10 protein-coding genes are annotated in these 14,135 nt (G+C 68.5%); 3 read left to right on the forward strand and 7 right to left on the reverse strand.

Going from position 1 to position 14,135, the window contains the following annotated elements:
- Positions 1 to 4: 4 nt before the first annotated feature.
- The 7 genes from FB562_RS08315 to mtrA all read right to left on the reverse strand — a co-directional run bounded on the left by FB562_RS08315 (position 5) and on the right by mtrA (position 10,863).
- A complete protein-coding gene (locus tag FB562_RS08315; protein WP_141880672.1) occupies positions 5 to 1,945 on the reverse strand; it encodes an anthranilate synthase family protein in 1,941 nt (646 codons plus the stop codon).
- A gap of 258 nt (positions 1,946 to 2,203) precedes the next feature.
- A complete protein-coding gene (secA, locus tag FB562_RS08320; RefSeq protein ID WP_141880673.1) occupies positions 2,204 to 5,041 on the reverse strand; it encodes a preprotein translocase subunit SecA in 2,838 nt (945 codons plus the stop codon).
- A gap of 172 nt (positions 5,042 to 5,213) precedes the next feature.
- Entirely contained in the window at positions 5,214 to 5,891 is a 678-nt protein-coding gene (gene hpf, locus FB562_RS08325) for a ribosome hibernation-promoting factor, HPF/YfiA family (RefSeq protein ID WP_141880674.1), read from the reverse strand.
- A 102-nt stretch (positions 5,892 to 5,993) separates the two neighbouring features.
- Complete coding sequence (locus tag FB562_RS08330) at positions 5,994 to 6,701, reverse strand: ComF family protein (protein ID WP_246081401.1); 708 nt, start codon at positions 6,699 to 6,701, stop codon at positions 5,994 to 5,996.
- A gap of 92 nt (positions 6,702 to 6,793) precedes the next feature.
- Positions 6,794 to 8,488 carry an LpqB family beta-propeller domain-containing protein gene (locus tag FB562_RS08335; RefSeq protein WP_185740489.1) on the reverse strand — a complete coding sequence of 565 codons (1,695 nt, stop codon included), beginning with the start codon at positions 8,486 to 8,488 and terminating at the stop codon, positions 6,794 to 6,796.
- Entirely contained in the window at positions 8,481 to 10,193 is a 1,713-nt protein-coding gene (mtrB, locus tag FB562_RS08340) for an MtrAB system histidine kinase MtrB (RefSeq protein ID WP_342777290.1), read from the reverse strand. Before mtrB ends, FB562_RS08335 begins: the two co-directional genes overlap by 8 nt.
- Positions 10,180 to 10,863: an MtrAB system response regulator MtrA gene (gene mtrA, locus FB562_RS08345; RefSeq protein ID WP_141880676.1), complete on the reverse strand. Its 684-nt coding sequence runs from the start codon at positions 10,861 to 10,863 to the stop codon at positions 10,180 to 10,182. Before mtrA ends, mtrB begins: the two co-directional genes overlap by 14 nt.
- A gap of 128 nt (positions 10,864 to 10,991) precedes the next feature.
- Here mtrA and FB562_RS08350 point away from each other — a divergent pair, with 128 nt between their 5' ends.
- From FB562_RS08350 to FB562_RS08360, 3 genes are read left to right on the forward strand one after another with little or no spacing between them, the layout of a single operon-like run.
- Positions 10,992 to 12,206, forward strand: coding sequence for a DUF7847 domain-containing protein (locus FB562_RS08350; RefSeq protein WP_141880677.1), 1,215 nt, complete (start codon positions 10,992 to 10,994; stop codon positions 12,204 to 12,206).
- Positions 12,203 to 12,925, forward strand: coding sequence for a DUF4129 domain-containing protein (locus FB562_RS08355; RefSeq protein ID WP_141880678.1), 723 nt, complete (start codon positions 12,203 to 12,205; stop codon positions 12,923 to 12,925). Before FB562_RS08350 ends, FB562_RS08355 begins: the two co-directional genes overlap by 4 nt.
- A complete protein-coding gene (locus FB562_RS08360) occupies positions 12,922 to 14,133 on the forward strand; it encodes a DUF4350 domain-containing protein (RefSeq protein WP_141880679.1) in 1,212 nt (403 codons plus the stop codon). Before FB562_RS08355 ends, FB562_RS08360 begins: the two co-directional genes overlap by 4 nt.
- Positions 14,134 to 14,135 lie beyond the last annotated feature (2 nt).

Raw genomic sequence — 14,135 nt, forward strand, 5'->3', positions numbered from 1 at the left:
CCGGTCACCCCACCACGGCGTCCTCCCGCACCCCGAGCAGCCTCTCCACCAGTCCGAGGAGCACGGCGTTGCCGTCGAGCGAGAGCACCGATTCGAGGTGTCCCTGCACGGAGGCGAAACCCTCGCCCTGCACGGCGTGCACCTGCCCGCGCGGGTCGACGCTCAGTTCGACGCCGGGCAGCTCCACCCCGGCGGGCGCGAGAGCCGTGAACGTGTTGTAGAAGCCGACGGTGGCCGGGCCGCCCGGCATCGGCACGCGCAGTGCAAGCCCCTGGTGCGGGGAGGCAAGTCGCTCGATCGGCAGCCCGAGCTGCAGGCACAGCACCTGGTGACTCAGACACACCGCCAGCAGCGGCAGCCCGGATGCGACACGGTCGCGCACGAGCTCGTGCATGCGCGCGATGCGGGGGTCGGCGAGGTCGCTCGGGTCGCCCGGCCCTGGGCCCGCAACGACGAGGTCCGCACCCGCGAAACTGCTGTCGGTGACGCTCCTCCACGACCGCACCTCCACGAGCATCCCCGCCGCCCGCAACTGGTGGGCGAGCATGGCACTGAATTCGTCCTCGGCGTCGATGATGACGGCACTGCGCCCGGCGAGTGTGGCGCCGCCGACCCCGGGCCGCGGATACTGCTGCGCCATCCAGAACCCGGCCAACCGTTCGTTGCGTGCGGCCAGCAGGGCCTCCGCCCCCGGAACATCCGCAAGGCGCGGCACCGTCTGTTTCGGGGCATCCGTCTCTCGCGGCAACGCCCCGATGGCACGCAGAATACCGGTGGCCTTCGCCCACGTCTCGGCCGTCTCCGACTCCGGGTCCGAGTGCCGCACGAGCGTCGCCCCGACGGGCACGCGCACCCGACTCCCGCCATCCGGCCGGCCGCTCACATAGGCGGTGCGGATGAGGATGGGCGCGTCGAGCGTGTGCGAGCCGTCTGGCTGCGCCTCGAAGAGGGCGAGCACGCCCGCGTAGTAGCCTCGGCCGCTCGTCTCGTGCCGCGCGATGACGGAGCAGGCGTTCTGCATGGGCGACCCGGTCACGGTGGGGGCGAACATCGAGTGCCGCAGCACGTCGACCGGGGCGAGCCGGGTGCGGCCCTTCAGCACGTACTCGGTGTGGGTGAGCGCCGCCATCTGCTTCACGAATGGCCCGTGGATGCGCCCTCCCTCGCCGCAGATCCGGCTCATCATCTTCATCTCCTCATCGACGACCATGAAGAGCTCCTCCGTCTCCTTCGCGTCCTGCAGGAAGCGCAGAAAGCCGTCCGGGTCGGGGCCACCCGCCGGGTGTCGGTAGGTGCCGCTGATGGGGTTCATGGTGGCGACCGCCGCACCGCCCGCAGGGTCGGGTTCGACGCTGATGTGCCGCTCCGGGCTGGCGCCGACAAGGGAGACGGATGCCGCCGGCGCGGTCAGACCGCCCGGCGCGTGCACCGCGAAGGTCCAGTAGGCGCCCCGCTCGGCGAGCAGCAGTTCGCGGAACCACGCCAGCACAGCGGCCCGCGGAGGCAGCTCGCTGGTCGCCTCGAAGTCGCGCCTGATCACGAAGTTGGCGCCCTGCCCTGCACCGATCTCGTCGTCGATGACGGTACGAACGATGCGCGCGTAGTCGGCGTCTGAGGTATCGAATGCCCCGTTTTGCAGCCGGCCCGGTCGGGCCTCCAGGCGCGCGAGGAGCTCGTCGACGGCGACCGTCTCCCGCTCGTCCACCAGGAGGCAGCGCAGCGGCGTGCCGTCATCCTTCGCCTCGAAGCCGCGCTCCGCGATCTGGCGGAACGGCACCAGCGCCAGCACATCGGCCGGCACCCCATCACGCGCCAGCGGGATCGCGTCGAGCGAGTCGACGTCGACGATGCTGCCGCCGAGCACGTGCACGAACGGCTCGTCATGACGGCGGATGAGAGCGAGAGGCGCATCGGATGCGAGCAGCCGGCTGAGCAGAGTGTCCATGGTCGTTCCCTGGGGTCGTGCGCCCCCAGGAACAAGAAAACCGCCCCTGAAGGCGGTCGGTTGATGTGTCGGTTCCGAAGCTCGCCTAGGAGGCGGGCCACGCGAACACGACAGACGAGATCATGGGCCGAGCATACACGAATGCCGGATGCCGCCACCCGGCAGACGTGACAGGCCCCGGATGCCGAAGGCGCGGCATGCGGAACATCCGCTCGCCGCGCCCCCGGTCAGGCTGCTGCTACTTCTTCTTGCCCCGTGCTATTTCTTCTTGCCTTGGGCCCTGCGCTGCGCACGGTTCACAGGCGCGGCGGTGCCGCCACCCTGTTGCTGCCCGAAGGCACCGCGCTGGCCCTGCTGGCCACCCTGCTGCGGCTGGCCCTGCTGGGCGCCCGCGAATGTGGGGCTCACAGCATCCTGCTGCTCCTTCAGGGCACGCGCCGTCGAGGCCTGGTCGATCTGGCCGCGCTGGTTGCGCACCTCCACCTCGCCGCCGTTGTCGGCGCTCGGCGCGGAGTAGCTGAGGCCCTGGTTCGGCGTCGACGGAGCCGACAGCCCCTTCGCCACCACCGCGGGGGCCGCAGCGGTGCCGCCCGCGGGCGTCACCTCGACCTCGAGGTTGAACAGGAAGCCGACCGACTCCTCGCGGATCTGCCCCATCATGCTCTGGTACAGGGCGAAACCCTCACGCTGGTACTCGACGAGCGGGTCGCGCTGTGCCATCGCGCGAAGGCCGATTCCGTCCTTCAGGTAGTCCATCTCGTAGAGGTGGTCGCGCCAGCGGCGGTCGATGACCGACAGCACGACGCGGCGCTCGAGCTCCCGCATGGCGGGGCTGCCGAGCGATTCCTCGCGCCTGTCGTAGGCGAGCTTCGCATCCGACATGATCTCGGAGCTGAGCATGTCGTGCGTGACCTTGCCGCGCGTTCCGGCCTCCTCGATCAGCTCGTCCGGCGTAATCGAGACCGGGTACAGGGTGCGCAGTTCCGTCCACAGGACGTCGAAGTCCCAGTCGTCTGCGTGGCCCTCGGAGGTGTGCTCGTCGATGACCTCCGTGACGACATCCTCCAGGAACTGCTGCGTGCGGTTCTGCAGGTCGTCACCCTCGAGGATGTGGCGGCGGTCACTGTAGATCGCCTCACGCTGACGGTTGAGCACATCGTCGTACTTGAGCACGTTCTTGCGGATCTCGGCGTTGCGGGCCTCGACCTGCGACTGGGCGCTGCGGATGGCCCGGCTCACGACCTTCGACTCGATCGCGATGTCATCCGGCACACTGCCGCGGCCCATGAGCGACTCTGCTGCCGCCGAGTTGAACAGGCGCATCAGGTCGTCAGTGAGCGACAGGTAGAAGCGGCTCTCGCCCGGGTCTCCCTGCCGGCCGGAACGACCGCGCAGCTGGTTGTCGATGCGTCGCGACTCGTGACGCTCCGTGCCGAGCACGTACAGGCCGCCGACCTCGATGACCTTGTCGGCCTCCGTCTTGACCTCCGCCGAGACGCGCGCGAAGACCTCATCCCACGCGGCCTCGTACTCCTCCGGGGTGTCGACGGGGCTCAGCCCGCGCTGGTTCATCTCCGCAACGGCGAGGAACTCTGCGTTGCCACCGAGCATGATGTCGGTACCACGGCCGGCCATGTTGGTGGCCACCGTCACAGAACCGACGCGACCCGCCTGCGCGACGATCGCCGCCTCGCGTGCGTGGTTCTTCGCGTTCAGCACCTCGTGCTTGACCCCGCGCTTGGCCAGCAGCTTGGACAGGTACTCGCTCTTCTCGACGCTCGTCGTGCCCACCAGAACGGGCTGGCCCTTCTGGTGGCGCTCCACGATGTCCTCGACGACCTGGTCGAACTTGACCTTCTCGTTCTTGTATACGAGGTCGGACTTGTCCATGCGCAGCATCGGCTTGTTCGTCGGGATGGCGACGACGCCCAGCTTGTAGGTGCTCATGAATTCGGCGGCCTCGGTCTCAGCCGTTCCCGTCATACCCGAGAGCTTGCTGTAGAGCCTGAAATAGTTCTGCAGGGTGACCGTGGCGAGCGTCTGGTTCTCTGCCTTGACCGCAACGCCCTCCTTCGCCTCGATCGCCTGGTGGATGCCCTCGTTGTAGCGGCGGCCCATGAGGATTCGGCCCGTGTGCTCGTCGACGATGAGCACCTCGCCGTTCATGACGACGTAGTCCTTGTCCTTCTTGAAGAGGGCGGATGCCTTGATCGAGTTGTTGAGGAAGGAGATGAGCGGGGTGTTCGCCGACTCGTACAGGTTGTCGATGCCGAGGTAGTCCTCGACCTTCTCGATGCCGGGCTCAAGCACGCCGACGGTGCGCTTCTTCTCGTCGACCTCGTAGTCGACATCCGGAATCAGGCGCTTCGCGAGCCCTGCGAACTCGGTGAACCAGCGATTCGCCTCGCCCGAGGACGGACCGGAGATGATGAGAGGGGTGCGGGCCTCATCGATGAGGATGGAGTCGACCTCGTCGACGACCGCGAACTGATGCCCACGCTGCACCATGTCGGCGGCCTGCCAGGCCATGTTGTCGCGCAGGTAGTCGAAGCCGAACTCGTTGTTCGTGCCGTAGGTGATGTCCGCCTCGTACTGCTCTCGCCGCACGGTCGGGTTCTGGCCGGACACGATGCAGCCGGTGGTCATGCCGAGCGCGCGGAAGATGCGCCCCATGAGCTCAGACTGGTAGCTGGCCAGGTAGTCGTTGACCGTGATGACGTGCACGCCGCGCGAGGGGATCGCGTTAAGGTAGGCGGCCAGGGTGGCGACAAGCGTCTTGCCCTCACCGGTCTTCATCTCGGCGATGTTGCCCAGGTGCAGGGCCGCGCCACCCATCAGCTGCACATCGAAATGCCGCATGCCGAGGGTGCGCTTGGCGGCCTCGCGCACAGCGGCGAAGGCCTCCGGCAGCAAATCATCGAGGGACTCACCGTTCGCGTAGCGCTCCCGCAGCTCGGTGGTCTCGTTGCGCAGCTCGTCGTCGGTGAGCTCCGTGAAGTCGTCCTCAAGATGGTTGACGGCCGCCGCGTAACGCTGCAACCGGCGCATCGTGCGCCCCTCGCCCACCCGGAGAACGCGCTCTAGAACATTGGCCACCGATTAACTCCCATTGATGTCGTCGGATCATCCCGTCGTGCGACCGCGCACAGGCGAGGCCGTTAACCGTAGCAATCCTAGCTGTCAGGCCTCTCGACACGACGACCCGAGGGCGAACAGGCCTCAGCCCGTTCGCCCTCGGCGCAACGATGACGGCCCCAGGGCCGCCGGCTCAGCGCGCCCTGCGGCGCGACACCTCCTCGGCTGTGCTCTCCGAATCGAGGCTGATGACTCCGTAGTCCCAGCCCTTGCGTCGGTAGACGACGCTGGGGCGATCGGTCTCCGCATCAATGAAGAGGTAGAAGTCGTGTCCGACCAGCTCCATGTGGTCGACGGCCTCCTCCGCACGCATCGACGTGGACGGGAACACCTTGGAGCGGATGACGACAGGGCTCCAGTCGTCATCGCCCGGCTGCGGCGGCGCCTGCACCGGAATCGTGCCGGTCGCGACGCTCTCCATCACCTCCGGGCTCGCCGGAGTGATGTCAACCACACTGAATCCATCTTCGGATGCCTCCCGCAAGGAGACGGGGCGATGCAGGCCGCGATGCACCTTCGTGCGATCCTTCGCGCGGCGGATACGCTCCACCAGCTTGTCGAGCGCCAGGTCGAAGGCGACGTACTTGTCAGACCCCGTCGACTCCGCACGCACGAGAGGCCCCGGACCCACGAGGGTCAACTCGACCCTGTCATCTCCGGACTGGGAGTTCTTCTCGTTGTGGCGGCTCACCTTGATCTCGAAGGCGAGGGCCTTCGGTGCGAGGTGATCGACCTTGTCGGCCTTCTCGGTCGCATAATCACGGAAGCGATCCGTGATGCCAACATTGCGTCCGTTGATGGAAATTTCCATGGCGTCCTCCGGTTCGTGACGACGCGCCGCCCGTGAACCAGGCGATGTTGCGCGCCTCTTTGTCCCACCGTAATGCCGCCGCCCGAGTAAGTCACGATGCGTTTACCGGGTGTTCGCCACGAACCCCTTGTGAGTGGGCAGATAGAGCGGCGTGGCGGCCAGCACGGCCGCGCCGACGACCTGCCCGCCGGCCGCCCGCACCGCCCGCGCCGCCTCCAGCAGTGTGGCCCCGGTGGTGACAACATCGTCCACGAGGAGCACGCGGCGGCCGTCCAGCGCATGCCGTGCGGCGAGGGAGCCCGCGAGGTTCTCAGCACGCTCCTGCCGGCCCAGCGCCTTCTGATGCCTGTGGTGCCGCGCGTGGCGGAGCATCCGGCCCGCCCTGGGCAATCCGCTGGATCGCAGCAGGAGGCCCACCGGGTCGTAGCCGCGTCGCCGCCACGAATCGTCACTCGTCGGCATGGGGCAGAGTTCGACGACGCCCGTGCCGAGGGCCGCGGCTCGCACCGCCTCGCCAAGCCCGCCGCCCAGCACGCGGGCGACATCGGTGCGGCCCTGCTCCTTGAGCGCCAGGATGCTCCGGCGCACGACACCCTCATAGGAGAGCGCCGCCGTCACCGGTAGCGAGCCGCCGACGAGGCTGCCCCTCGGCGCCGGGAGAAGGGCGACACGGCAGTCGCGGCACAGCCCGCGGTCGGGTTCACCGCAGCCGGCGCAGTCCACCGGCAGGAGCACGGCGGCGGCATCGAGGGCGGCGCCGGCGAGCATCGCGGAGAAGGGCGCGGGCAGCGCGAAGAGAGGAGCGGGCACGCGTCCAGCCTTGCCGACATGATCGCTGCAGCCGACGCGTTGCCCCGATCTGTGGACAGCACACGGCGACGCGGCACCCCGAGGAGAAGTGCCTAGCGTTGCGTCGCGATGAACTGCGCCTGAGCCTGCGTCGACTGCCAGCCGCTGTCACGCAACGCCGACACAACGCCGTCCGCGCCGAGGGCCCGCAGGCCGGACTCCGTGTTGCCGCCGACGATCTGCACCGCATTCCCGGGGCTGCCGAGCGAAGTCCTGTCACCACCCACCTTGTAGGCGGTCGCGACCGTCGTCTCATCGAGCACAGTGAGCGTCGCGACCGTCGTCTCGTCGAGCCACGTCGCATCCAGCGCAGTGCCCTCGGAGGCGATGGTGTCGACGATCGGCTCGCCCAGTGCCAGCGGAGCCTGCGCATTGTTCGCATCGCGGTTGATCGCCGCCACGATGAGCCGCGGCCCCACCGAGGTCGACAGCAGTATGGCCACCCTCGCCCCGTCGCGCGCCACATCGACCGACACGATGCGGGCATCCGCCGGCAGATTCGTTGCCACCGCGAACGAGCTGCCCTCGAAGTCGAAGGCCCGCAGCGCCGTCGGATCGTCGGCGGGAACCGACCACACGTAGTTGTAGCTGTCGAGAGCGGGAGCGATGAGGCCCGGCCGCGAATCGAGCGGCGCCGGCGAGGCCTGGTTGGCGCGCACAACCGACACGCCGCCCACGCCGAGCACGGCCGCAGCGGTGCCGCCCGTGCCCAGCGTCACCGCCGACGGCGACAGGCCGGCGATCTTCGCGCTCAAGGTGTCGACAGGAGAAATCTGCCCGTTCGCGTAAAAACCGAACTCGCCGTCATGGAACAGCAGAGGCCTGCTGTCGACCTGCGGATGCGCCTGCGGGAGCCCCGTGCCCGGGTCACCCAACTCCATGGGGGCCCCGTTGACCGACATGCGCACATTCGGCAGGCTCGCCACCGTGCCCAGGCTCGCCGTCAGCTGCAGCCTCATCAGCTGGCGCTGCGACTCCGTCGCCGTGAGCGCGGCCGACGTCAGATCGACGATCGCGGTATCCTCCTCCGCGACCACCCGCTTCGGCGACGACAGCTGCGTGCCGTCAGGGAAAGCCGTCTTCACAGCGCCCTGCAGCCACGCCGGAGGGCCCGCCAGAAGAGCCGAGGCGATGCGCGTCGCGGCCGTCCCCGCCGGGAACCACCGCACATCCGGAACCAGGCTCGTACCGCTCGGATCGAGAAAATACAGGGCGTGCTCACCGAAGATGCGCCCGAATGCGCTCGTCGACAGCACGATCCCGCTCGGCGCCGAGCTGATGCGCCACTCGCCGCCCTCCTTCACGAACTGGAACTGCAGCGTCGACGGCGCCGACGGGAACGCCGTGTACACCCCGGCCGAATCGACGGATGCGCGGGTGGAGACCACATACTGCATGGTCGACTCATCGATCGTGACAAAGCGTTCCGGGCCCGAGCGCAGCAGCACGCTGCCCCGCGGCTCCCACTCGTTCACGAAGCTGGAGCTGAGGAACTGGCGGGCGACGTCGTAATCGCCCGAACTCTTGAAGGCATCGATGAAACCCCGAAGGATCGTCTCCCGGTCGGAGCCCGGCGCCGGACCCGAGATCACGAACTCGGCATCCTCGCCGGTATCCCGCTGGCTCACCTCGTCGCCCGTCATCACCCCGCCTGAACTGGGGATGCCCACACAGGCCGACAGCAGGGAGCCCAGAACGAAGACGACCGCGACGGCGGCGATCCTGCGAGGCATTCGTGAGCTACGCATCCGGCTGCCTCCCCTCGTTCTCCTGCTCGTGTCGCTGCCTTCCATCATCGGGCAGGCGCTCTGCGAGTTCCTCGGCAAGTTCCCGGGGAACCTCCACCTGGGGCCCGTCCTCCGGCGGCAACTCGAGAGGGGACTCACCCATCGGGGTTCCGCGCAGCCGCGGCAGCGTCAACCTGAAGCAGGCGCCCTCCCCCGTCTCCGACCACACCTCGAGCCGACCCTCGTGCAGGCCTGCATCCTCGAGCGAGATGGCCAGGCCCAGGCCCGTTCCGCCGATGGTCCGCTTGCGTGACGGGTCTGCCCTCCAGAAGCGGTCGAAGACACGCTCCAGTTGCGCCGGCGACATGCCCACGCCGTAATCGCGCACCGTGAGGGCGATCGCCGTCTCATTGCTGTCGACCATGACCACGATCGGGCCGCCCTCGCCGTGCTCGATCGCGTTGCCCAGAAGATTGCGCACGACACGACGGATGCGACGGGGGTCGACCTCCGCCTCGAAATAGCCGCCGGGCGCCACCAGCCTGAGAGAGGAACCGCGCTCATCCGCGAGCGGCACCATCGAGTCGACGGTGTCTTCGACGAGCCGCACCAGATTGGTGGGCTCCAACTCCAACTCGACCGCGCCGGCGTCGTAACGGCTGATCTCCAGAAGGTCGGCGAGAAGCTGCTCGAAGCGCTGCACCTGCGTATGCAGCAGCTCGACCGTGCGACCCGTGGTCGGATCGAAATCGGCGCGCTGGTCGTAGAGCACATCGCCGGCCAACCGGATCGTCGTGAGCGGCGTGCGCAACTCGTGCGAGACATCCGACACGAAACGCTGCTGCATCCGTGACACCTCGGCGAGCCGTGTGATCTTCTGCTGCAGACTGTCGGCCATGCCGTTGAATGAGCGGGCAAGCGTCGCGATGACATCCTCGCCCCTCTCCGGGATGCGCTCGTCGAGCTCGCCGGCGGCCAGCCGTTCGCTTGTCTCCGCCGCGACACGCACCGGCGCGACGACGAGGCGCACCACGATCCAGGTGACCGCGCCGATCAGCACCACCAGCGACAGCAGACCCAGTGCGAGCGTCTGCTGCACGAACACCAGCGTCTGCTGCGAATCGCTGAGGTCAAACACCAGGTAGAGCTCGTAGTTGCCCGCAGACGGCACCGTCACAAGCGACCCCGCAACAATGCCGGGCGAGCCGTCGGGCAGCGTCACCGACTGCAGGTACACGCGCCCCGTGTCGTCGCGCACCAGCGACTGCAGTTGCGGCGTGAGCAGGCTCGACGAGAAGCTGCCGCTGCGGGTGGCAGGCATCGACAGCTGCGTCGTCTGCCCCGGCACCCTGAGCATCCCGAAGCCCGTTCCTCCCGGGCTCGTCGTCGATGACAGGATGCGTGCCTGCACGTCGATGCTCAGAAGGTCCAGGTCGACCTGGCTCGACTCGTCGGCGGCGAGCGCGTTGTTGAAGTAGTCCTGGGCGAGCAGCGTCGCCTTGGCGTGCTCCGCTTCGACCGTGTCGCGGCGCGAGGTGAACAGGTTGCCGCCGATCACGGCCGACATGTAACCGCCGATGATCGTCACGGCGAGGCCCGAGAGCACGACCGTGATCGCAACCGTTCTGAACTGCAGCGAGGAACGCCAGGTGTGCACCAGGCGGTCACGGAAACGCCTCAGGCGCACCGCGAACAGGGCGACCGGAAAGCTGTTACCTTCCGGCACCGGCACGATAGCCGACGCCACGAACAGTCATGACGATGGCGGGGTTGTCGGGGTCGAGCTCGACCTTGGCGCGCAGTCGCTGCACGTGCACGTTGACGAGGCGCGTGTCAGCCTTGTAGTGGTAGCCCCACACCTGCTCGAGCAGCATCTCGCGCGTGAACACCTGCTGCGGCTTCATCGCCAGCGCCAGGAGCAGCTCGAACTCGAGCGGGGTCAGGTTGATGATCGTGTCTCCGCGGCGCACCTCGTGGCCGGCCACGTCGAGACTCAGATCTCCGACACGCAGCGTCTCGGCAGTCGACTCCGGCGTCGGACGCAGGCGGGTGCGGATGCGCGCCACCAGCTCCTTCGGATTGAACGGCTTGACCACATAGTCGTCGGCGCCGCTCTCAAGCCCTCTCACAACATCCGTCGTATCGGATTTCGCCGTGAGCATGATGATCGGAACGCCGGACTCCGCCCGGATCTCCTCGCACACCTCGATGCCGTTCCTGCCCGGCAGCATCAGATCGAGCAGCACCAGATCGGGCTTCGTGTCGCGGAACGCCTGCAGCGCCTCAGACCCGTCTGCGCAGAAGGAGGGATCGAAGCCGTCGCCGCGCAGAACGATGCCGATCATCTCGGCCAACGCGACATCGTCGTCAACAACAAGAATGCGAGGAGCGTTCATCGTCCCGTCTTCGTTCAGGGGCGCCTGTGCGTCGGGCGATCGCACGGCTTGGTGAGGCTTTCGCACAAGAGTAGTCGAGTATGCCAGCATGAGTAATCGAAACCGAACGCCGTCATGAGGGGGAAACAGTGAGTGATGGCGAGACCGGCGCCCCGCAGTGGCAGCCGCCCGTTGACCCGAGCGCGCCGGCCTACGGGGCCACGCCCGCCTACGGCGCTGCGCCGCATCCGACTCCGGATGTTCCGGGGCAGCCGGCAGGAGCGGGTCAGCAGTGGACGCCCCCGCCGCGCCCCGGCCTGATCCCCCTGCACCCGCTCACCCTCGGCACCCTGCTCAGCGCATCCTTCCGCGCCTTCCGGCGCAACCCGCGGCCGACACTCGGCCTCGCTCTCCTCTCCCAGTTCGGCGTTCTGCTGCTCTCCGCAGGGTTCGGCGCACTCGTCGCGTGGTTCGCCTTCTCCCGTATCGACAACGCATCCTCCGAGAATGTCGACGATGTCACCGCGGGCGCGATCCTCGGCCTCGTCATCGCCTACATCGTGCCCATCATCGCCAGCGGTGTCGTCGCAGCACTGCTGCAGGGCGTCGTCGTCATCGAGGTCGCCCGCGCCGCAGTGGGTGAGAAACTCGGCCTGCGCCAGCTCTGGCGCCACGCCAAAGGTCGGCTGTGGGCTCTCATCGGGTGGATGCTCCTCCTCGTGGTGGCCATGCTCATCGCCATGGGAGTGCTCGCCGCAGCAGCCATCGCCCTCGGCGTCACACTCGGCGCCGTCGGCATCGCCCTCGGCGTCACCATCGGAATCCTCGGAGGGCTCGGGCTTCTGGTCCTCGGCGTCTGGCTCGGCACGAAGGTGTCACTCGTGCCGAGCGCGCTCATGATCGAGCGACTGCGACTCGGCGCCGCCATCCGCCGCTCCTGGCGGCTCACCGACGGCCACTTCTGGCGCACCTTCGGCACGCAGGCGCTCGTCTCCGTCATCCTCGGCATCGCCGTGCAGGTGATCGTCACCCCCGTCTCCCTCGTGCTGCCCATGCTGAGCCTGCTCATCGACCCCAACGGCACCGCCAACGTCACCGCCATCGTTGTCATCGTCGCCTTCACGCTCGTGATGCTCGCGCTCATCGTCGTACTCGGCTCCATCGCCGCCATCATCCAGTCGTCAGCGAACGGTCTCATCTACATCGACCTGCGGATGCGTAAAGAAGGGCTCGACCTCGACCTCGCCAGGTACGTCGACGACCGTGCCGCCGGCGCACCGACCGCCGACGATCCGTACCTTCCCCAGAGCGCCACGCAGCAGCAGGCGACAGACGCCGGAACGATCGACTCACCCTGGCGATGATCGCACTCCTCTTCGGGCCGTCCGCGGCCGCCCTGCTCCGGCCCCTCGGGCTGGCCGCAGGTGACACGCCCCTCGACCCCGACGCCGAGCAGGCGCGCGAATGGCTGCGAGAAGAACTCTCCAAGCTGATCTACCAGGAAGCCCAACCCACCTGGTTCGACCGCCTCGCGACCGCGCTGTGGGAGTGGATCACCTCGCTCAGCCTCGACGGCACAGGAGGCGGGCAGGGCCTCGGCGTCGTACTCGTGCTGCTGCTCGTCGCCGCCGTCATCGTCGCCGCATTCTTCATCTTCGGGCCGCCCGCGCGATCGCGCCGCAGCCGCATCCCCGGCGAGATCTTCGGCGAGGACGACGGCCGCGACGCGGCAGCCATGCGCCGCGACGCCGAACGCAGCGCAGCAGCCGGGCGCTGGGCCGACGCCACAGCCGACATGTTCCGCGCCATCGCCCGGGGGCTCTCCGACCGCACGCTCGTCACCATGAGCCCCGGCACGACCGCCCAGCACTTCGCCGGCCGGGCGACATCCGTCTTTCCCGACCACGGCGCAGCCCTCGCCGCGAGCGCCACCGACTTCGACGAGGTGCGCTACCTCGGCCACGACGGCAGCCGCGACGCCTACGAACGCGTCGCGGCCCTCGAGCGAGAACTGCGCAGTGCGCGGCCCGTGCTGCCAGAAGCCGCCGCCGCGCCAGCAGGAACCGCGGGGGCCACCGGATGACCGTGACAGCCGCAGAGGCCATGACCCCCACGATCGGGCGCACAGCGAAACGCTGGCTGTTCTGGGCGCTGTTCGCGCTCGTCGCGCTCGCCATCGCCGTGCTCTCCCTCTTCATGACAGGAGCCAACCGGCCCAGCGGCGTGCCCCTCGACCCGGAAGGCCCCGGCCCGGCCGGCGCCCGCGCCGTCGTCGAGACGCTGCGCACGCACGGCATCGAGGTCGACGTGGTCGACACCCTCGCCAAGGCCGACGCCGCCACCGCCGACGGGCGCGCCACCCTGCTGCTGCACGACCGCGACGGCATCCTCGACACCGAGCAACTGCGCACCGCAGGCCGCCTCGCCGAACGCACCATCCTCATCGACCCCTCCTACGCCGAACTCGACGCCCTCGCGCCCGCCATCGCCCCGGCAGGCATCGTCAGCGGTCGGCTCGACGCCGACTGCGGAGGCGGTGACAACAGCAGCGGCGAGATCGCCCGGGCCGGCACCGTCAGCGGAGACGCCAGCGGCTACCGCATCGTCGACGACACCGACGCCGACGCCGACAGCAGCATCACCGCCTGCCTCGGCAGCGGCGACGACGTCTACTCCCACATCGAGATCGACGGCGACGACACACGGCTCGTCATCGTCGGAGCGACCGGTGCGCTCAGCAACGGGCAGGTGCTCGCCGACGGCAACGCCGCCTACGCGCTCGGACTTCTCGGCCACCACGACCGCCTCGTCTGGTACGTTCCCGGAACCGGCGACCTGAGCGCATCCGACGCCCCCGGAATCGCCGAACTCACCCCGCCCTGGGTCACACCCGTGCTCGTGCTGCTCCTGCTCGTCGTCATCGCCGCCGGCATCTGGCGTGGGCGCCGCCTCGGCCCCCTCGTCATCGAACGGCTGCCCGTCACCGTGCGCTCCACCGAAACCATGGAAGGCCGCGCGCGGCTCTACCAGAGATCATCCGCCCGCCTCAGGGCGCTCGACGCGCTGCGCATCGGAACCCTCGACCGGCTCGCCATCGCCGTCAAACAGCCGCGCAGCGCATCCGTCGACGACATCGTAGACACCGTCGCCGCAGCGCTCGGCCGCCCCTCCACACCCCTGCGCGAACTACTCATCGACGAACTGCCCGAGAACGATCGCGACCTCATCAGAATGTCGGATGCGCTGCTGCAGCTAGAACGCGAGCTGCGCGACGCCATCCGCCCCCACTGAAC

Source organism: Homoserinimonas aerilata (assembly GCF_006716125.1).
GTDB classification, from domain to species: Bacteria; Actinomycetota; Actinomycetes; order Actinomycetales; family Microbacteriaceae; genus Homoserinimonas; species Homoserinimonas aerilata.